Genomic DNA, 19,840 nt, shown 5'->3' on the forward strand with positions numbered 1-19,840 from the left:
AAGGGACAAAAGCATGTCGAACATGATGAAAGCGCTGGTGAAGGCCAAGGCCGAACCAGGCATCTGGATGGAAGAGGTGCCGGTGCCGGAAATCGGCCCTAACGACGTGCTGATCAAGATCAAGAAGACGGCGATCTGCGGCACCGACGTGCACATCTACAATTGGGACCAGTGGGCGCAGAAGACGGTGCCGGTGCCGATGGTGACGGGCCATGAATTCGTCGGCACCGTTGCCGATTTCGGCGCAGCGGTCACCGAATACAAGGTCGGCCAGCGCGTGTCGGGCGAGGGCCACATCGTCTGCGGTCATTGCCGCAACTGTCGCGCCGGGCGAGGGCATCTGTGCCGCAACACGCTCGGCGTCGGCGTCAATCGTCCGGGCGCCTTCGGTGAGTATCTGGCTATCCCGCAGCACAACGTCGTGCCGATCCCCGATGATGTGCCGGACGAGATCGCCGCCATCTTCGATCCGTTGGGCAATGCCGTGCACACCGCACTCTCCTTCGATCTGGTCGGCGAGGACGTGCTGGTCACCGGCGCCGGGCCGATCGGCATCATGGGCGCGCTCGTCGCCCAATGCGTCGGCGCGCGAAAAGTCGTCATCACCGACATCAATCCGGTGCGGCTGGCGCTGGCGAAAAAGCTCGGCGTCCAGCATGTCGTGGATGCTTCGAAGGAAAAGCTGCGCGATGTCATGCCGGCACTCGGCATGACCGAGGGTTTTGATGTCGGCCTCGAAATGTCGGGCGCAGCCCCCGCCTTCCGCGACATGATCGACACCATGAACAACGGCGGCAAGATCGCCATTCTGGGCATCGCCCCGACCGGATTCGAGATCGACTGGAACAAGGTCATCTTCAAGATGCTGCATCTCAAGGGCATCTATGGCCGTGAGATGTTCGAGACCTGGTACAAGATGATCGCGCTGGTGCAGGGGCCGCTGGATGTTTCCGGGCTTATCACGCACCGCATCGGCATCGACGATTTCCAAGCCGGCTTCGATGCAATGCGCAGCGGCAGTTCCGGCAAGGTGGTGATGGATTGGTAGGAGGCGGTCGGGACTAGCCTTCGAGGGCGCGATCTACGGCGTGAACCTCCGGGGCGATGTGATTCCGATTCCTGAGGTCGATGATGATGATGTCGCTTTCCCACCCAGGGCTGCCGTGTGTGGTTGGCGGTAGGCTGGCGGACTTGCGCTCATACGGGGCCGCAGAGCTCCGCCGTTTGTTCCAGTGCAGCCGCACCATCGCGGCGGGGACTTGTCGCTGCGAAACTGATCAGCGGTGGGGCGTCTTGGCGCGGATCAGCGCGTCAGCCATGTAGAGGTCCTGGAGGGAGATACCGGAGCTGTCGAAGACAGTGATTTCGGTGTCGGAGAGGCGTCCGGACACACGCTTGGCAATGACGTCGCCGATTGGTGTAACTGCAAGCACGCCGGCGTCGATCTCGTCGCGCACGTGTTGGAACTCGCCGATCTGAACGGACTGGGAAAGCAGATCACAAAACAGATGTGCGTTGGGAAATAGTGCGCTCGGCAATTCGCGCTTGCCTGGAGCATCCGACCCCATGCTGACGATATGGGTTCCGGGTCCCACCCAAGCGGCATCGAACAGCGGTTCGCGTGAGGGTGTCGCCGTGACCACGATGTCGGCCGCACGCACGGCTTCTTCGGGCATAACAGCGCGCGCCTGCAGGCCCAATTCGCCGATCTGATCGACAAAAGCGTCGCGCCGCGGCGAAGGCGGGGCCACCACCAACACGCTTTCGATTGCGCGGATGCGTGCCAGCGCTCTCACTTCGAAGCCCGCCTGGTTGCCGGCGCCGAATATCGCCAGAACCTTGGCCTGCTTGCGCGCAAGAAGATCAGCTGCAACCGCGTCGGCTGCGGCCGTCCTGTAGGCGTTCACCTTTCCGGCCTCGATTACGGCGCGGAGCCGTCCTGTATTCTGATCGAGCAGCACGATGGTGGAGTTGTGGCGGGGAAGGCCACGTGCCGGGTTGCCTGACCAGAAGGAGCCGATTTTCACTCCGGTCAGGTCGTCCGACGAGCCGGATTTGATAGAGAAGGTATTGCTCGCCTCCTGCGTGCGCCCGATGACAGCAGGGAAGACCCAGCTCTGCCCCGATGCTGCTGCCACGAGCGCCTCCCGCGCCGCCTCGAAGGCAAGTTCATGCGTGACAAGGGCGGCTGACTCGTCTTCGCTGATGTAGATCATCCGAAATTCCTTCTGAGCATCAAGCGCTCATCGCTGAGACGTGTCGCGGCTATGCCATCGTGGAGGCTGAGAACGCATCCGTTTTGGATGGGTGCGGAGGACACGCCGAGCGAGGGTAATCACAAAACGGGGACTCAAGCTGCCCGCTATTTCTTCGCCTGATTTGTGCAACCTTGCGTGCCGAGGAACTGACGAAAACGAATGATCTCGCTTATTTGAAAGGGCAAAACAGCAGAGAAATCTGCTGTTGGGGCGCAATTCTAAGGTCCACTTCAATTCGACAGTGATCAAGAGACGGCACCTCCCATGGCCCCCCAACTCGAGCGAGACATCGTCATCCCTAGCGAACTGATGATATTGGAAACCCGTCATTTGCCGGGCGCGCTGAAGCTGTCGCAGGAGATGGGCTGGCCCTATCGCCTGGAGGATTGGGAATTCGCCGCCACTGTCGGCGGGGGGCTGGTTCTCGAGCAGGCAGGGCAGGTGATTGGTACCGCCATGTCGTGGATTTACGGCAAGGCTTTTGCCACCGTCGGCATGATCATCGTCACTGGCCCTGCGCAAGGCGGTGGCAACGGTTCGCGGCTGTTTGATGGATTGCTTGAGGCTGTGCAGTGTCGCAATGTGCTGCTCACGTCCACCGAAGAGGGGCTCGCGCTTTACAAGCGCCGCGGCTTCACTGGCTGGGGCACGGTGCTCCAGCACCAAGGCCTGCTGACCACTGCGGTGACGCGGGGGGGCGGTAACGGTGTGCGTCAGGCGACGATCTCCGACCTCGCCGCGATCCAGGCGTTCGATGAACGGGCCACGGGCATGCCGCGACCATCGATGGTCGCGGCACTCGCCGATGTGGGCAAGGTCGTCGTAGTCGAACGCGACGGGCGGATTGCCGGCTACGCCATCAGCAGGAGGTTCGGCCGTGGCTATGTCATCGGCCCCTGTGCGGCCGAGAGTGACCAGGATGCGCGGCTTTTGATCTTGGCGCAGCTTTCTAGGCTTCATGATCAATTCGTTCGCATCGATATCTATGCCGAAGATGGATTGGGCGATTGGCTCGAGAGCCTCGGCCTCCAGCAGGTCAGCTCGGCGACTGCCATGGTCAAGGGGCAGCGGCCTGTCTCCGAGGGCTCAGCCCATATGTACGCGCTGGCAAACCAGTCGTTCACCTAGGAAACGAGATGATGAACAAGATGGCGGCAAACCTGGCAGCGAGCGAGACGACTGAGACGATCGACGCCTTGATTACCCCAGCGCTGCTTTTGGATCGCGGACGGCTCGAGCGCAATATTCAGCGCCTGGCTGAGCGTGCCAAGGAGCTTGGCGTGGTGCTGCGCCCGCATATGAAAACGGCCAAAAGCATCGACGTCGCCCGATACGCGTTCCCTCGCGAGCCCGGTCCGATCACGGTCTCGACCATCGCCGAGGCGGAATATTTCGCGGACCACGGCTTTCGCGACATCACTTATGCGGTTGGCATCTCGCCGGCTTCGGCCAGGCGCGCCATGGAGCTTTGTCGCCGTACCGACGCTGATGTGAAGCTGTTGCTCGATACTGTGGAGCAGGCCGATGTCTTGGCCGACGCGCGCCAAGTCACCGGCATGACGCCATCGGTCTTCATAGAACTGGACTGCGATGACCATCGCGGCGGATTGAAGCCGGACGACCCGAGATTGCCCGACGTGGCCGGCAGGGTCGGCGCTGCCGGTGCCAAGCTCGTCGGGGTTCTCGCTCATGCGGGCGAATCCTACGGCTTGAACACGCCCGATGCCCTGGTCAGGGCAGCGGAGAACGAGCGTTCAGCCACCGTGCGCGCAGCTGAAATCTTGCGCGCCCATGGCCATGCCTGTCCGACCGTCAGCGTCGGCTCGACGCCAACCGCGCATTTCGCTCAGAATCTCGAGGGTGTCACGGAGTTGCGCGCCGGGGTCTACATGTTCTTCGATCTCGTTCAGCACGGGGTTGGCGTCTGCGACCGCGATGATATCGCGATTTCCGTATTAGCAACGGTGATCGGCTCGAAGCCGGAAAAGGGATGGGTGCTGGTCGACGCCGGGTGGATGGCGCTTTCGCGCGATCGGGGCACCGCAAACCAGCAGATCGACCAGGGTTACGGCGTGGTCTGCGACGAAAAGGGGCGGGTGCTGGAAGATGTGATCGTGGTCCAGGCCAGTCAGGAACACGGTATCCTCGCCATTCGTGCCGGTTCTGGGAAATCCATGCCCGAACTGCCGCTCGGGTCCCGGGTCCGGATCCTGCCCAACCATGCGTGTGCGATGGCCGCGCAGCATGATTTCTACAGTATCGTTAACGGGGACAGCCCCAGGATTGAAGAGCGTTGGGTGCGGATGCGCGGCTGGTAGGCGCGTACACACGCCTCGGATTTCGCCCGCTCAAATCAGCATTGGTGGTCAAGAAAATGAAGTTTACCTCTTACGGGCTGGATCTGTCGACGCTGATAGGCAGCACCATGACTGATGTCATGGATGGGCGCCCCGACCTGAACCCCTGGAAGGATTTCAACTGGCAGGCGATCCCCGGCCTTTTCGGGCGCCTCTGGTTCCTGCCGGTTCTGGGTGGCTATGATCGCATGAAGGGCCTTGTCGCGTGATGACACCCCTCGAACATCTGTCGCGCAACGGCCACCTGGACAAGTTTTTCATCGACGGTCAATGGGTCGAGCCGAGCGGCGCCGCCAAGGGCGTCGTGGTGAACCCCTCCACCGAAGAGGTTGTGGCTCGGTTTCCGCTCGGAAACAGCTTGGACGTTGATGCGGCCGTTGCACCGGCCCGCCATGCATTCGCCGCCTGGAGCCGGACCACGCCGGAATATCGTGCCGGTCTGCTCGATCGCCTGCAGGTGATGCTCGAGGCGCGGGGCGAACTGATGGCTCAATGCCTTACCCTCGAAATGGGCGCGGCGATCGGCTATGCGCGCAGCGCTCAGGTACCGCTGGCGATCGCGCATGTTAAGGCTGCGCGTGATGTGCTGACAGCCTTTCCCTTCGTCAAGCAGCGGGGGCAAACCGCCATCACCCACGAACCGATTGGTGTCTGCGCACTGATTACGCCGTGGAACTGGCCGCTTTACCAGATCACCGCCAAGGTTTCGCCGGCGCTCGCGGCAGGCTGCACGGTCGTGTTGAAGCCAAGCGAGCTTTCTCCCCTGAACGCTCTGCTGTTCGCCGAGGCGATCGAGGAAGCCGGCTTCCCTGCCGGAGTGTTCAATCTGGTGCAAGGGGATGGCGCATGCGTGGGTGCTAGTCTGGCATCCCATCCGAATGTCGATATGATCTCCATTACCGGGTCCACCCGCGCGGGCATTGCCGTGGCCCAGGCGGCAGCGCCGACCATCAAGCGTGTCGCCCAGGAACTCGGTGGCAAGTCCCCGAACGTGATCCTGCCGGACGCCGATCTCGACCGCGCCGTTTCCCTGGGCATAGCCGCCGCCTTTCGCAATCTCGGCCAGTCATGCAGCGCTCCGACGCGCATGATCGTGCCACGCGAGCGGCTGTCCGAGATCGAGGCAATCGCCAAGAGGGTCGCGGGCCAGATCGTCGTCGGCGATCCTCTTTCGGAAGCCACCACTCACGGTGCGATCGCCAATCGTACCCAATTCGACCGAATACAAACCATGATCGACGTGGGCATTTCGGAAGGCGCCAGGCTCATCATCGGCGGACCGGGTCGTGCACACGATCTGAACGTCGGCCTCTATGTGAAGCCGACGATCTTTTCGGACGTGCGCACCCAGATGCGCATTGCCCAGGAAGAAGTTTTTGGGCCGGTCCTCTGCATTATCCCCTATGACACAATCGAAGAGGCCGTCACCATCGCCAACGACACGGTGTACGGCTTGGGGGGCCATGTGCAAGGCGAGGACTTGGAGGTCGTCAGGGACGTCGCGTCGCGCATTCGGTCCGGTCAGATTCATCTCAACTACCCGGCCTGGGATCCGCATGCCCCGTTTGGCGGTTTCAAGCAGTCCGGAAACGGACGAGAATATGGTCTTGAGGGCATGCTGGAATATCTCGAGGTGAAATCCGTCCTCGGCTACTTCTAGGTGGCATCTAGGCGTGGCGCTGAGGCTGCGGCGGAGGCCATGATGTGCCTTCGGAAAGGCCGCTACCTCAACCGACACTGCTCGGTCCCGATCAATATCGCTGAGCGAGCCGTCTCTTGAAAACCCGAAGCCAGTCGTGATCCCACCGCCAGCAGGAAATATCCAAGCGCCGCGGCAAACAGAGGCTCGTTAACCCGAACCGTCTGAGCGCGAACGAGGTTGGCTGCACCCATCAGGTCGAAGACCGTGATTGTCGACGCCAATGCGGTCCCCTTCAGGAGCAGGATGTTCTGGCCGCCGATCGCTGGCAGGGCCAACTGAAAGCCTGCGGGAGAAGGACGGAAATCATGATCCGGGTTTTGGACAGGCCAAGCGATCGGCCGGCCTCTTGCTGTCGTTCTGGAATGGTCTGGATCGCACCTCTCCATATCTCGCCACAGTAGGCCGCGGTGTTTGATAACTTGGACTAAAAGATCTGGTTACATAGCATCGCCAAGAATGTTCCGATCAGGGTCTAGCCGCCTCGGCGCTCACGGCGCGCGAGAAACGAAGCCGTGAGATAGTAATCTTGCCTCGGCGTGCTCGCTGCAGGTCAATTCGGCACCAAAGTTACCCACCAACAACAGCGCTCAAGGAAGCGGCAGCGGTGCATCACTCAAAGTCCGAAGGTAGGCAATGAGGTCCGCCCGCTTGTTCTCGTCCTTCAATCCCGGGAAAGACATCTCCGTGCCGGGCAACGCGAGCGCGGGATTCGAGATGAAGAGATTGAGTTCCTCAAAGCTCCAATTACCACCAGCGTCCTTCATAGCAGATGAATACTGGACATCCGCTTGTGAACCCTTCTGGCGCCCAACGATGCTCCACAGACTGACCTTTTTGGGTACCCTGACGCCCGGAGAAAGATGACAGGCCACGCAGGTGCTGTCGTATATTACTTTGCCCGATTGAGCGTTTGCTGAGGCAAGCCGTGGTGAAATCGGCGCGATGGCCGGTTTTGCGGCGCCATGACTGCGCAAATAGGCTGCGACGTCCTCGTGCCCTGCGACCTTGGCCAGATGTAGCGGGGGACTTCCATTCGATGTCAGCGCGTTAACATCTGCTCCGACTTCTATAAGATGGACGACGCATGGGAGGCAGCCATTTTCGGCAGCAACGTGAAGCGGCGTCTGCGCTTTCGTCACCCGATTTGGGTCGGCCCCGTTGTCTAGCAGCAGCTTGACGATGTCAGCATGGCCGCCCTTGTTGGCGGCGTAGAGCGGCGTTCGCTGCCAGCTGACAGGTAGGTTGACGTCTGCCCCATGCCTGATCAGTAGCGCTGCCAACTCGACATTCCCGGCTTCTGAGGCGATGTAAAGTGCCGTAACGCCGTCGATTTCGTTGACATCGAGGCCCTTGTCCAAGGCGGCAGTGACCGCTGGCAAGTCGCCATTCTTGACCAGATCACCCAAGCTGCTCGCTTGCGCGGGCAGGGTCAGAAGCCAAAGGGCGCACGAACCCCATAGCATCCATTTGCATCCCGGCTTAACCATTGCATCCTCCCTGAGGCTGCTCGTCTCGACCTTACAAATTGACCTGCAATCTAACCCAAAGCAGAGTGTTAGTACACGCTAATGTACCTAGGACGTAGACTCACTACCGCGTACCCATATGCGGACGGAGACGAGTTTGAGGGCAGCGAGGTGATTTTCTGCCAGCTTGTCATACCGAGTTGCAATGCGGCGAAACTGCTTGGCCTTGTTGAAGAAGCGTTCGACCAAGTTGCGGGCCTTGTAGAGGAAGGGGCTGAAGCACATCGGGTCCTTGCGGTTGGCCTTGGGCGGGATGTTGGCCCATGCCTTTTTCTCGGTGACGGCATTGCGCAAGGCGTTGGCATCATAGCCCTTGTCGGCGAGCAGCATGGCACCTTCGGGCAAATCCTTGATCAAGTCCGCCGCGGATTCCGCTCCAACTTGAAACCCGCCTGTCGACAAACGACCCTACTCGGACGTAGGGAACCTAAGCTGCAGATCTCGACAGCTGGCGTTGGAACTGGACTCCGCCAGCGTTCCGAAAATGGCGCGGACAGGGAAAGCAAGTATGTTCGGTGGATTCGAACTGGAACGGATCAAGCTTCCCGAGGCCACTCTCCGGTACCGGGTTGGTGGCAAAGGGGAGCCGCTACTACTTTTGCATGGTCATCCTCGCACACATGCAACTTGGCACCGAATAGCGCCAATACTCGCAGAGCAATACACCGTCGTCTGCCCCGACCTGCGTGGCTTCGGCCAATCCTCCAAGCCTGCCGATACACCGGATCACGCCGGGTCATCGAAGCGTGCAAAGGCAAGAGATTGCGTTGCACTCATGCGCCAGCTTGGCTTCGGCCGCTTCGGCCTCGTCGGGCACGACAGAGGATCCTATACAGCCTTTCGAACCGCAATGGACCACCCGGACTCGGTCAGTCGCCTCGCGATCTTGGACGGTATCCCAATCGCGGACGCGTTGGCACGGTGCGATGCCCGCTTCGCGTCTGCTTGGTGGCACTGGTTTTTCTTCGCGCAAGCGGAGAAGCCCGAGCGGGCGATTCTGGCTGATCCGGATGCCTGGTACGGTGGCAGTCCGGAAGCGATGGGAGTGGAGTCTTACGCTGACTTTCATGCTGCCATCCATGATCCGGAAACGGTTCATGGCATGATCGAGGACTACCGGGCGGGATTAGGCATTGACCGCCAGCATGACGAAGATGATCGGTCGGCAGGTCGGAAGCTCGCTTGCCCCCTGCTTGTGCTCTGGTCCGCCCGGGACGATCTGGAGGATCTGCACGGTGATATCCTTGGCATCTGGCGAGAATGGGCTTCCGACGTCAGAGGCCGTTGCATCGACTGCGGCCACCATATGGCCGAAGAAGCACCCGAAGAATTGGCCACCGAGCTAGCAGCATTCTTCCAAACATCTTAAGCTGCGTCAGCTTCCACCAACAGCTCTCTTCCGCGTCCCACCCGTCCCGGCCACTCCGCATTAATGAGTTCACGGCCTAGTATCGGCTTGGACGGTGGTGGTGATGCCGATATTTATGGCCAATGTCATTGCCTTTTCCCACCGCCGGCGGTGCGGGCGGTGGTGCCAGTCTCGGTGGTAGACCTGCCGCACTTCTGCCTGTTCAAAACGGGAACCGCGCCAATGGCGTGCCGGAACCGCCGAGCTAAGGGAACCGGAGAGCGAGAAGAACGCCTGCGGCAAACGCCTCATCGCCTTCTACGACAGCCTCTCCCACTAAAGCTGGCCATCCATTCATTCCCGTAACTCGCGATCCTCATCATTTTCAGCGATGGGCGGCCCAATGAGGCCGGCATCGCCACCACGGAAATCACTGACGAAGTGCCCAGCGTGTTCGACGTCATCGCCGAAGCCATGGATCACCGCGAGGCGGCACGCCTTGACACTGATCGGCACCGCTTTACTCGTTCCCGACGCGTTCCCATTTTGGTCTTCCGCAACGGCAGGCTGGTGATCTCATGTTATGTCGACTTACGTGGCGAAGGCAGCGGAGAACCGGCGCGGCTTCAACCTCGTCACGCGAGGACTGGAGAGATCAGTCCAAAGGCCTCGGCAACTTGCTGCGGCACGCCGATTTAGCAAGGTGCTTTCGGCAAAGCGGGGCGCCGCGGTGACGAACTGGAAGCAGATGGTTGCCACCTTGGGCACGCAGATGCAGCGCGCCGGCTTCGATCGAGACATCACCAACCGCGAACTTCGCGAGTTCCACAACGCCGTTCAGCGCGAGCTTTGGCTGCGATCTGGACAGGGTCAGCGGCCCGGAGGCAGCGCCGCGTGACCCGGCTCCGATCTGAGAGCCGGGTCCGGCGTAAGAAGATCAGTAGTCGTTGTTCTCGATGACGACGTGACGATGGCGGTGGTGCATCGGGCGGTCGTCCGAACGCTTGATGATGATGGTATCTGGACGATGATGTCTGCGCCAATGATGGCGATTCCCGTTGTCGTAAAACGCCTCGGTGCCATGACGGCGATGATGGAGGCGAGCTCCGTCCTCATTGATGACGACAGCGTCCGCACCATGGTGATGGCGGTGCTGGTTCGTGGTGAGAACCATCGCATCCGCCGAGGCAATGGAAGGCGCGGCCAAGCAAAGCGCCAGCGCGCCCAGAATCAGGGTGGTTTTCATGTTCAACTCTCCAAGGAAGTAAGATGCCCTTCGGTCAATAAACATCGTTTGCACATTTTGGTTCCTGTCTGGATTATTGGACGTTGAGAACTCGTTAGTCGAGGTTGGGTTTGAAGTGGTCGCCGCGCACCGAGGAGCGGACTTTGACGCCGTAATTCTGGACGTGAATCTCAACGGAGCCGAAACCTATCCCGTCGCCGAGGCGCTCACCGAAAGGTCGATACCCTTCGTCTTTTCGACTGGCTACGGCGCCGGGGGCATTCCTCAAGGTTTCCGGAACGTCCCCGTCCTCGGGAAGCCCTTTGAACGGGGCGACTTGGAAAGGGCACTCAGGGTTGCCCTGAATAGCTAGTCGATGGGGGCTGCGATCAATGGGCAGGGCGAAGCGGCGTCCCGGTTATCGGTGAACGAGTTCGGGACCAGTCTTCGAACCGGCGACAGTGGGCATATCTGGCACACCGCTGCCTGAGAGCGCTTATCACTCTCGTTCCGATGAGGCGTAGCGATGACCCCTCGGCACATGTGCCTTGTCGTGGCCCGTCCCTACCAGCGCGCTTCTTCATAGGCGATAAGAGCTCCAACGCTTCAAATTCGAGCCGCCGGAGATTCGCGGAGCCGATGCGGCCCTGACTTTCAGATATTCAGGCTATGCCGCGGTGCAGATCGACACGCGACAGGCTTCGGCATGGGCCAGCCAATTGGTTAGAATAGCTGACATTGACTTTTAGGAACGAGAGGCTGAGGAATTGGGGTTTCATCGGCTGATCGCCGCCACCGTAGCGGAGCAGGAGGCTGTGGTTCAGCGGGGGCTCAGCCTTCCAGCGCGGGCACGCTGCACTTGAGGTCCGAGATCAACCCGTCCGTCAGCCCATATACCCAGCCGTGTATCCGAACGCGCTTGCCGCGCTTCCAAGCCCACTGCACGATTGGTGTCCGCTCAAGACGCGCAACCTGGTTGCGCGTGCTCATTTCACAAACAAGCCTGAGGCGCGAGCTCAGATCGGGGAGGCGGTCGAGGTCGTCCTTGTTCTGCTCGGCCACATCCCGAATGGGCTGCAGCCAATGGTCGATGATTCCGTGCCTTTCTCCGTCGAGCGCAGCTCGAATGCCGCCACAACCATAGTGGCCACAGACGATGACATGTGACACCTCCAACACGTCTATCGCGTACTCGAGGACCGACAGCAGGTTCAGGTCGCTTGGGTGAACAAGGTTTGCAACATTGCGATGCACGAAGACTTCACCCGGCTCCAAGCCGGTGATCGTGTTGGCAGGTACCCTGCTGTCCGAACAACCGATCCACAGGTATTGCGGTCGCTGAAGATTGGAAAGCCGTTCGAAATAATGGGGATCGTCGCGGCGGCGTTCTTCGGACCAGGCCCGGTTTTTCTCAAACAGCTCATTCAGCATGACTTGACCTCCAACACAGCAGGGGCGTGGCCACGGCCGCGCTCGGACATTTAGGTCACTACAGCGGTCCTGACAGGATGGCCAATGTCTTGAGGTTGAGTGGAGCCTTTGTTGCCCCGTTGATCGACGCCGCATTGCGGCGCAGCGGCTTGCCAAGGAGGGTACCACTGGACCTTCGCGAGGCTTTCAAAGTTAGTTTGCCTCCAACCCGGAGCCTGATCATGGCCTCGCCTGGTAGTTCGAACAACGCCCCACCGTCTGAACCGCTCGCAGGGCGGTAGCCGGCCACACCGTCGCCCGCTACGGCCCTATGTCAAGGATAACCGATGAACGTCGCCATGTGCAGCTCGACAGTCTGATGATGGCGGTCGCTGCCATCCATAATGCACTGGTGCATCACGGCGTTCTTTCCATCGACGACGCCTTGTAGAAGGCCGAAGGCATTCCGTCGCCTGCGAGGAAAGGGTCTTAGAGAATATGCCGCCCGCCAACAGGGACGCGGTCTGTTTTTCGTAGCGGCTGCTCCAGCTCGCGAATGTTTCCTAGGACGAGAGCGGCGTGCCGCCATTTGCGGAATTAGCGCGACAGGTTGGCCTCACCAAAGAAGCTTGCAACGATTAGAGGTAACCCGAAGAGGCGAGTAGCCAGCTCGACGAAGCCGAGGCTCGTAGAGGTGTATTTTCTCTTCGGGCTGGGGTTTTTTCTCACCGATTGATGGCCGGCTAACAACTTTACGTGAACAACTGGAACCGTTTGGATCGGGCGGAGTTTGAGCGCTGATTCCTGGAGGATTCAATGCGGATTGCGCTTTCGTCGGTGGCTTTGGCTGCCATTACCGCATCTTCTTGGGCGCAGTCGACAGCGCCGTCTCCTCCGCAGAAATCGTATTCCGGCGCGACGGCCAACTTCGCCGGAGCAGCACAGCCCGGCGAATGGACCAGTCAGGCGCGCGACTATGCCAACACGCGGTTCAGCCCTCTTGACCAGATAAATGCCGCCAATGTCGGTAAACTGAAAGTCGCCTGGACCTTTTCCGACGGCACGCAATACGGCCATGAAGGCGCGCCGCTGGTCGTCGGCGACACCATGTATGTGGTGACGCCCTATCCCAACACCGCCTATGCGCTCGATCTCTCGAAGCCGGGCCCGTCGATCAAATGGAAGTTCGATCCCAACCCTTCGCCGCAGGCGATCGGTAAGGCGTGTTGCGACGCCGTTATCCGCGGATGGGCCTATGCCGACGGCAAGCTGATCTATAACATGCTCGACGACCATACCGTCGCCGTGGACGCCGCTACCGGCAAGCAGGCGTGGCGCACCGCGATGGACGACGTCAAGCATGGCGTGACCTTGACACAGTCTGCTTTCGTGGCGGACGGCAAGGTTTTCGTCGGCAATTCCGGCGGCGAAATGGGCGTCAACGGCTGGCTGGCGGCCCTGGATGTCGCCACCGGCAAGGAGTTGTGGCGCGCGCATGCCGTGGGATCGGACAAGGACGTCCGTATCGATAATACCTTCAAGCCTTATTACGACTGGATGAAAGGCAAGGACCTCGGAATCAATACCTGGCCGTCGGGCGCCTGGGATACGGGCGCCGGCGCGTCGTGGGGCTTCGTCTCCTATGACGAGAAAACAAAAACCCTCTATTACGGCACCAGCAATCCGGGGCCGCGCGTTCCGGTCCAGCGGCCCGGGGACAATTTATGGACCAGCGCCATGTTCGCGCGCGATCCGGAAACCGGCATGGCCAAATGGGCCTACCAGTTCACGCCGCACGATCAGTGGGACTATGACGGTGTCAACGAGGCCGTGCTGCTCGATATGCCGATCAACGGCAAGATGCGCCACACCTTGGTCCACTTCGATCGCAACACCTATGCGTACACGATCGACCGGAACACCGGCGAGGTGCTGTTGGCCAACAATTTCGCCTATCAGAACTGGTCGACCGGCTTCGACATGAAAACCGGGCGTCCTACCGTCGACCCCGCGCGCGAGCCCAAGCCTGGGGTGAAGATCGACCGGGTGTGTCCGCCCGACATCGGCCAGAAGGACTGGGAGCCACCGGCGTTCAACCCGAATACAGGCCTGCTCTACGTCGGTGTGTTCAACATCTGCATGGGACTTACCGATCACGAGGTCTCCTACATCGCCGGCACGCCCTATGACGGGATGGAGATGGAACGGTTTTCGGTCGATGGCCCCGACGGAAACTGGGGCGGCCTGATAGCCTGGGATCCCGCGCACGGCAAGAAGATCTGGGAAGTCCCGGAAAAGTTCATGGTGATGAGCGGCGTCATCGCGACCGCCAGCAACCTGATTTTCTACGGCACCACTGACGGCTGGTTCCGTGCCGTCGATGCCTGGACGGGCAAGGTCCTGTGGTCGCAAAAACTCGGTTCGGGCATCATCGGCCAGCCCATCACCTATATGGGTCCGGACCATCGGCAATACGTGGCCGTGGCCGCCGGGGTAGGGGGTGCGGCCATGGTGCAGAAGGATCGGCCCGGCTTCCTGCCGCGCGGCAATACGATCTACGTGTTTTCCGTCGATGGCGACACTATCCAGACGGCCGCCGATACCGCGCCGACCCCCGTCGGGGCTGTGGCGGCACAACAATAGGGCGCGGCGGATTCGACATGTCACCCGGACGTCTCCTTATTGCGCTCGTCGTGGTGGTCGCGGTCGTCGCCGGGGCGACCGGCTGGCTTCTCCAATCGGGCAAGCCGGCGGCAAACCGGATCGACGTTGCCTACCCGGAAGGCGTGGCCGCCGTCGTCCCCCTCGGTCTCACCGCCGGTAAGGCGCCGGCCGTCAACGTCAGCCTCGCCAATCCGCTGGCCGACGATCCAAGTTCGGTGGCGGAGGGCAAGAAGCTTTTCAGATCGATGAATTGCGCCGGTTGTCATGGCTATGGCGCCAAAGGCGGTATGGGTCCTGACCTGACCGACCCCGCCTGGCGCTACGGCGGTACTCCGATCGAAGTATACAAGAGCATATACGAAGGGCGGCCGCAGGGCATGCCGGCCTGGGGAAATGCCCTTCCGTCCAACTCCCTGTGGCAGTTGGTGACTTATATCCAGTCGCTGGGCGGGACGTTCAGCCCACCACCGGCGGGAAGCGAACAGCAGGCTGCGGTCGGTCAGGGAAGGGGGGCCCAGACGGGCAAGACCCCATGAGACACCGAGCCGCGCTTCTCGCCATCCTGGCGCTGCCCGGCTGCAGCACGCCGCTCAGCTATCTCGACGCCACCAGCCCGGTCGGCGGCGTCATCGCAAACCTCGGTTTGGGCCTGACGGCCATTTCCGTCGGGGTTTGCGTCATCACCGGCGTGCTGCTGGTGGTCGCCATATGGCGCCGGCGACCGGTCGGCGAGCTCGAGATCGCCCCGGTTAACGACCGCGCAGCCATTCGCTGGATCGGCATCGGTGTGGCAATCTCGACGGTCTTCCTGCTGGGTTCGGCGGTATGGACGCTGGCTACGGTGAGCTCGATCGGCGAACCGGCGCAGGCCAAGGCACTCAGCATCGACGTCATCGGCCAGGAATGGTGGTGGGCCGTCAAATACCATTCGAGCGACCCCGCCCGCGAATTCGGCACCGCCAACCAGCTTGTGATCCCGGTGGGCGTGCCGGTCCAGATCAATCTCACCTCAAGGGACGTCATCCATTCCTTCTGGGTGCCGAAGCTCGGCGGCAAGATGGACATGATACCGTCGCGCACCAACGTCACCTGGCTCGAGGCCGACAAGGTCGGCGACTTTCGCGGCCAGTGCAGCGAGTTCTGCGGGCTGCAGCACGCCAACATGGCCTTCACCGTGCGCGTCCTGTCGCAAGCGGATTTCAACGCCTGGTGGGACCGCCAGCTTCAACCGGCAACGGGTTCGGCCGACGATCCTCGGCTTAGAACCTTCATGGCGCGCTGCGCCGCGTGCCACACGATCCGCGGCACGCCCGCCGGCGGCATCCTCGGGCCCGACCTGTCTCACTTCGGCGACCGCGAGACGATCGCCTCCGGACTCATGTCCAATACACCGCAGAACCTCGCCCGCTGGATCAACAACACCCAGACCATCAAGCCGGGCGTGAAGATGCCAGAACTGGGCATGCTGGCGAGCGAGATCGACGGCGTGACGTCCTATCTGGAGGGCCTCAAGTAATGGTCGTCCATGTCGATACGATCAACCCCGCCGAACGCCAGAGACTGCTCGGAATCTGGGAAACCGCGCCCGGCCTTTACGGATGGCTAGCGAGCGTCGACCACAAGACCATCGGCATCCGCTATCTCTGTACGGCGTTTTTCTTCCTGGTGATCGGCGGCATGGAAGCCCTTGTGATGCGCGTGCAGTTGGCGCAACCCGAGCTCAAAGTGCTGTCGCCCGACGCCTACAACCAGCTCTTTTCGATGCACGGCACGACGATGATGTTTCTCTACGCATTGCCGATGCTGTCCGGTTTTTCCAATTATCTGTGGCCGCTGATGCTTGGCTCGCGGGACATGGCGTTTCCGCGCCTCAACGCGCTCAGCTACTGGGTCTTCCTTTTTGCTGGTGTTTTTCTCTATGCGAGTTTTCCGCTCGGCCAAGCGCCCAACGGCGGCTGGTTCGCCTATGTGCCCAACACCAGCCTTGAATACGATCCCGGCATCAACATGGACGTGTTCGCGCTGGGCCTGATCTTCCTGGGCATCTCGACGGTGGTCGGCTCGGCGAATTTCATCGTTACGCTGTTGCGCTGCCGCGCGCCGGGAATGTCCGTCAACCGGCTGCCCATCCTGGTCTGGGGCACGCTGACGGCGTCGGCGGCCAATCTGCTCGCGGTCCCGGCAGTCAGCCTTGCCTGCGCCATGCTCTGGCTCGACCGGCGCTACGGCACCCACTTCTTCGAGATGAGCGGTGGCGGACAGCCGCTGCTGTGGCAGCACCTGTTCTGGATCTTCGGCCATCCATGGGTTTACGCCCTAGTGCTGCCGGCCATGGGCATCGTGTCGGACGCGCTGCCAGTGTTCTGCCGGCGACCGCTGGTCGGCTATACGCTGGTCGCAATCTCGACCGTCGCCACGATGGTCCTCGGCTTCGGCGTGTGGGTGCATCACATGTTCGCGACCGGGCTGCCCGTGATGTCGCTGGCGTTTTTCAGCGCCGCCAGTTTCGTCATCGCGGTGCCCAGCGCAATCGGCGTTTTCGCCTGGATCGCAACCATTTGGACGGGCAAGCCGCAGTTCACGACGCCGTTCCTGTTCTTCGCTGGCTTCATCCTGCTTTTCGTCATCGGCGGCGTCTCCGGTTTCATGACCGCATCGGTTGCGCTCGACTGGCAGCTCACCGACACCTATTTCGTCGTCGCCCACCTCCATTACGTTCTGCTTGGAATCAATGTTTTCCCGGTTATCGGCGGCATCCATTATTGGTTTCCGAAGATGAGCGGCCGGATGCTGGACGAACGGCTCGGCAAATGGACCTTCTGGGTTATGTTCATCGGCTTCAACGCCGCCTTTTTCCCAATGCACATCAGCGGGTTGATGGGCATGCCGCGCCGCATCTATACTTATCCCTCGGGCATGGGCCTGGGCTGGCTGAATTTACTTTCAAGCGTTGGCGCATTCGTTTTCGCAGCGGGCGCTCTCCTTTTCCTAATCAATGTGGCCAAGAGCCTACGGGCTGGCGCGGTGGCGGGTGACAATCCCTGGGACGCGCCGACTCTCGAATGGGCGACGACCTCGCCGCCGCCGGTCTATAATTTCGCGACCATTCCGCAGATTGCTTCTCGCTATCCGCTTTGGGAGGATCGGCTCAAGGAAAGCGAGGAGCGGTCCGTTGTCGGCGACGCCGCGCCGGACGGCATGGTGCTGGATCGGGGAAAGGAAACCATCGGCGTCACCCTGCTCGATGCCGAGCCCAATGTCGTCCTGAAAATGCCGGGCGACAGCATCCTGCCGTTCCTGCTCTCGGTCGGGATGATGCTGTTGTTCTTCGGCATGTTGGCGCAGGTGATCTGGCTGATGGTGTTCGGCCTAGTCTGCGAGATCGTGATTCTAGCCGTGTGGCTCACGCCGCAACCCCACGTCGCGGAGGAAAGGGTGGAAGTCTATGAGTGACCACGCGCATGGCCAGATCCTGCCTGTCGGGGGCGCCGGGGTGGTTTCGACCGCTTGGTGGGGCATGGTTTGCCTGATCGCCACCGAGGCCATTCTTTTCGTTTACCTGATCTTCAGCTATGCCTATCTCGGCTCGCAGCAGGACGGCCCATGGCCACCGTCGGGCGCCCCCAGCCTCAAGCTCGCGCTTCCAAACACGTTTATTCTCGTCGGCAGCAGCTTTCTGTTGGGCTGGGGAGTGCGCGAGTTTCGCAGCCGCAGGTCCAATGGCCGCTTGGCGCTTTTTCTCGTCGGGACCATCGTCCTCGGCGCGGTCTTCATCACGGTCCAAAGTTTCGAATGGGCGGGAAAACCGTTCAATTTTTCCACCAACTCCTATAGCTCAGTGTTCTTCATTCTGACCGGCGTGCACATGGCGCATGTGGCGGTCGGCTTGTTGATGCTGGTCATGCTCCTGATCTGGACCCTTATGGGGCGTTTCGGAAACGTCCATCACGAACACCTTGTTCTCGGCGCGCTCTACTGGCACTTCGTCGACGTGGTGTGGATCGCGGTGTTCACCACCGCCTATCTGGTGCCGCAATTCTCATGAGCGCGCTTCACCCCCTCGCCAAAGGCGTGCAGCATCCATCGCCCTTGCGGCACGAGGCGCCGTGGTGGCTAGTGAGCGTCGGTTTAATCGCGGCGCCCGCGGCGTGGTCGCTGCAATTGCTCGTGTCCTATGTTCTCAACGGCGACAGATGCGCCGCCGGGAGGTTGGGCGCCTTGCCCTTTGAACCGACCGCCATGCTGTATGCGATCATCGGCGTCATCGCGGTCGCAACGTCGATCCTGGGCCTTTGGGCCGCGCATCGCACTTGGCGCCTTACCCGAGAGGAAGGCTCCGGCGATCATCATGAAGGATTGACGACGGGAATCGGGCGCACCCGTTTCCTTGGGCTCAGTGGCATCGTCTCGAGTTCGATTTTCATCGTTGGCGCGGTTTTCGCGCTGCTGGTTCCGTTTTTGGTATCACCATGCTTCGCCCTCTTCTTTTGAGCGCGCCGGCCGCCGTGCTGGCGACGCCCGCCTTTGCGGAAAATGCCGCCTCGCCCATCTGGACGCGATGGTTCGGCGAGCCAGTGGTGGAAGTGCTGCTCGCGATTCTGCTGGCGGTGTATCTCGCTGGGATAGCGGAAATGCTTTCCCGCCGGCATCGCAAATGGCCGGTCGGCAAGACGCGGGTGGCAACCTTCCTGTTTGCGATCGGCGTGATCGGTCTCGCCCTCCTGTCGCCGATCGACGCTCTGTCGGACGAACTGTTTTCCGTCCACATGCTCCAGCATCTGATGCTCATCCTCGCCGCGGCGCCTCTGTTCGCGTTCTCGAATGCCCATCTCGTCATGCTTCGGGCGTTTCCGGTCGCGAGCCGCCGCGTGCTCGGACACGCCGTCGCGGCCATACCCGGCGTCAGGCAGGCGGCGCACAAGAGAGCCTCGGCGTGGATCGCCGCCGCCGCCTTCGTCGCCACGATGTGGTTCTGGCACGTTCCCGCCGCCTATGACTGGGCCCTTGACAATGAGGCCGTGCATGTCTGGGAACACCTGACGCTGCTTGCGGCCGCCACCTTCTTCTGGCGAATTATCCTGACCAGCGGCGATCGCCGGCTGAGCCCCGGCATGGCGGTGGTCCTGGTGTCGCTCGTCGGCATCCAAGGGGCATTCCTATCCGCGCTGATCATGTTCGCCTCGCATCCGCTCTATGGCGCCTATGCCGGCAATCCGCTCGACGACCAGGTGCTCGCGGGCGTCCTGATGTGCATTCCCGCGTCGTTCGTCTACCTCGGCAGCACCATCTGGGCGCTGTGGCGGATGCTCGGCAACAGCCGCCTGCGTGTATATGACGGGGAGGCGTGAAA

The 19,840-nt window shown here is 61.2% G+C and carries 19 protein-coding genes and 1 pseudogene; 14 read left to right on the forward strand and 6 right to left on the reverse strand.

Annotated features, from left to right (window positions below):
* Nucleotides 1-13 precede the first annotated feature (13 nt).
* A complete protein-coding gene (gene tdh / locus EN990_RS07540; protein WP_013532321.1) occupies nt 14-1,048 on the forward strand; it encodes an L-threonine 3-dehydrogenase in 1,035 nt (344 codons plus the stop codon).
* Nucleotides 1,049-1,277: 229 nt separating this feature from the next.
* Here tdh and EN990_RS07545 read toward each other — a convergent pair whose 3' ends face one another.
* Complete coding sequence (locus EN990_RS07545; protein ID WP_127368277.1) at nt 1,278-2,216, reverse strand: ornithine cyclodeaminase family protein; 939 nt, start codon at nt 2,214-2,216, stop codon at nt 1,278-1,280.
* 306 nt (nt 2,217-2,522) lie between these two features.
* On the opposite strand from EN990_RS07545, the gene EN990_RS07550 reads away from it, so the two are divergent.
* From EN990_RS07550 to EN990_RS07565, 4 genes are read left to right on the forward strand one after another with little or no spacing between them, the layout of a single operon-like run.
* Nucleotides 2,523-3,386, forward strand: a complete 864-nt coding sequence (locus EN990_RS07550) for a GNAT family N-acetyltransferase (RefSeq protein WP_127368278.1) — start codon at nt 2,523-2,525, stop codon at nt 3,384-3,386.
* 11 nt (nt 3,387-3,397) lie between these two features.
* Complete coding sequence (locus EN990_RS07555) at nt 3,398-4,576, forward strand: alanine racemase (protein WP_127368287.1); 1,179 nt, start codon at nt 3,398-3,400, stop codon at nt 4,574-4,576.
* A 56-nt stretch (nt 4,577-4,632) separates the two neighbouring features.
* Nucleotides 4,633-4,824, forward strand: a complete 192-nt coding sequence (locus EN990_RS07560; RefSeq protein ID WP_206519153.1) for a hypothetical protein — start codon at nt 4,633-4,635, stop codon at nt 4,822-4,824.
* Nucleotides 4,821-6,275 carry an aldehyde dehydrogenase family protein gene (locus EN990_RS07565; protein WP_127368279.1) on the forward strand — a complete coding sequence of 485 codons (1,455 nt, stop codon included), beginning with the start codon at nt 4,821-4,823 and terminating at the stop codon, nt 6,273-6,275. Before EN990_RS07560 ends, EN990_RS07565 begins: the two co-directional genes overlap by 4 nt.
* 629 nt (nt 6,276-6,904) lie before the next feature.
* On the opposite strand, the gene EN990_RS07575 is transcribed toward EN990_RS07565, so the two are convergent.
* Nucleotides 6,905-7,804 (reverse strand): ankyrin repeat domain-containing protein, encoded by a 900-nt coding sequence (locus EN990_RS07575; protein ID WP_127368281.1) that lies wholly within the window; start codon nt 7,802-7,804, stop codon nt 6,905-6,907.
* Nucleotides 7,805-7,891: 87 nt separating this feature from the next.
* Nucleotides 7,892-8,200: pseudogene (locus EN990_RS07580) on the reverse strand (transposase); the annotation flags it as partial.
* A 151-nt stretch (nt 8,201-8,351) separates the two neighbouring features.
* Here EN990_RS07580 and EN990_RS07585 point away from each other — a divergent pair.
* Nucleotides 8,352-9,212 carry an alpha/beta hydrolase gene (locus EN990_RS07585; RefSeq protein ID WP_127368289.1) on the forward strand — a complete coding sequence of 287 codons (861 nt, stop codon included), beginning with the start codon at nt 8,352-8,354 and terminating at the stop codon, nt 9,210-9,212.
* A 333-nt stretch (nt 9,213-9,545) separates the two neighbouring features.
* On the opposite strand, the gene EN990_RS35425 is transcribed toward EN990_RS07585, so the two are convergent.
* The gene (locus tag EN990_RS35425) at nt 9,546-9,707 is read right to left on the reverse strand and encodes a hypothetical protein (RefSeq protein ID WP_164766092.1); all 162 of its coding nucleotides are present in this window, start codon (nt 9,705-9,707) and stop codon (nt 9,546-9,548) included.
* A gap of 67 nt (nt 9,708-9,774) precedes the next feature.
* Here EN990_RS35425 and EN990_RS36025 point away from each other — a divergent pair, with 67 nt between their 5' ends.
* A complete protein-coding gene (locus EN990_RS36025) occupies nt 9,775-10,089 on the forward strand; it encodes a DUF6074 family protein (RefSeq protein ID WP_245469170.1) in 315 nt (104 codons plus the stop codon).
* 39 nt (nt 10,090-10,128) lie between these two features.
* Here EN990_RS36025 and EN990_RS07590 read toward each other — a convergent pair whose 3' ends face one another.
* Nucleotides 10,129-10,437 (reverse strand): hypothetical protein, encoded by a 309-nt coding sequence (locus EN990_RS07590; RefSeq protein WP_127368283.1) that lies wholly within the window; start codon nt 10,435-10,437, stop codon nt 10,129-10,131.
* A gap of 810 nt (nt 10,438-11,247) precedes the next feature.
* Nucleotides 11,248-11,847 (reverse strand): carbonic anhydrase, encoded by a 600-nt coding sequence (locus tag EN990_RS07600; RefSeq protein ID WP_127368284.1) that lies wholly within the window; start codon nt 11,845-11,847, stop codon nt 11,248-11,250.
* Between the two features lie 795 nt (nt 11,848-12,642).
* Here EN990_RS07600 and EN990_RS07610 point away from each other — a divergent pair.
* From EN990_RS07610 to EN990_RS07640, 7 genes are all read left to right on the forward strand, one after another.
* Nucleotides 12,643-14,469: a PQQ-dependent dehydrogenase, methanol/ethanol family gene (locus EN990_RS07610; RefSeq protein ID WP_245460898.1), complete on the forward strand. Its 1,827-nt coding sequence runs from the start codon at nt 12,643-12,645 to the stop codon at nt 14,467-14,469.
* Nucleotides 14,470-14,486: 17 nt separating this feature from the next.
* Nucleotides 14,487-15,026 carry a c-type cytochrome gene (locus tag EN990_RS07615; RefSeq protein ID WP_127368285.1) on the forward strand — a complete coding sequence of 180 codons (540 nt, stop codon included), beginning with the start codon at nt 14,487-14,489 and terminating at the stop codon, nt 15,024-15,026.
* Nucleotides 15,023-16,006, forward strand: a complete 984-nt coding sequence (coxB, locus tag EN990_RS07620) for a cytochrome c oxidase subunit II (protein ID WP_127368286.1) — start codon at nt 15,023-15,025, stop codon at nt 16,004-16,006. Before EN990_RS07615 ends, coxB begins: the two co-directional genes overlap by 4 nt.
* Entirely contained in the window at nt 16,006-17,943 is a 1,938-nt protein-coding gene (gene ctaD, locus EN990_RS07625) for a cytochrome c oxidase subunit I (protein ID WP_127388269.1), read from the forward strand. The genes coxB and ctaD overlap by 1 nt, the downstream gene beginning before the upstream one ends.
* Complete coding sequence (locus tag EN990_RS07630) at nt 17,936-18,535, forward strand: cytochrome c oxidase subunit 3 (RefSeq protein ID WP_127370326.1); 600 nt, start codon at nt 17,936-17,938, stop codon at nt 18,533-18,535. The genes ctaD and EN990_RS07630 overlap by 8 nt, the downstream gene beginning before the upstream one ends.
* Entirely contained in the window at nt 18,532-18,981 is a 450-nt protein-coding gene (locus EN990_RS07635; protein WP_127370327.1) for a hypothetical protein, read from the forward strand. Before EN990_RS07630 ends, EN990_RS07635 begins: the two co-directional genes overlap by 4 nt.
* An 83-nt stretch (nt 18,982-19,064) precedes the next feature.
* Nucleotides 19,065-19,838, forward strand: coding sequence for a cytochrome c oxidase assembly protein (locus EN990_RS07640; RefSeq protein ID WP_164766093.1), 774 nt, complete (start codon nt 19,065-19,067; stop codon nt 19,836-19,838).
* Nucleotides 19,839-19,840 lie beyond the last annotated feature (2 nt).

Source organism: Mesorhizobium sp. M7A.F.Ca.US.005.03.1.1 (assembly GCF_003997975.1).
GTDB classification, from domain to species: Bacteria; Pseudomonadota; Alphaproteobacteria; order Rhizobiales; family Rhizobiaceae; genus Mesorhizobium; species Mesorhizobium ciceri.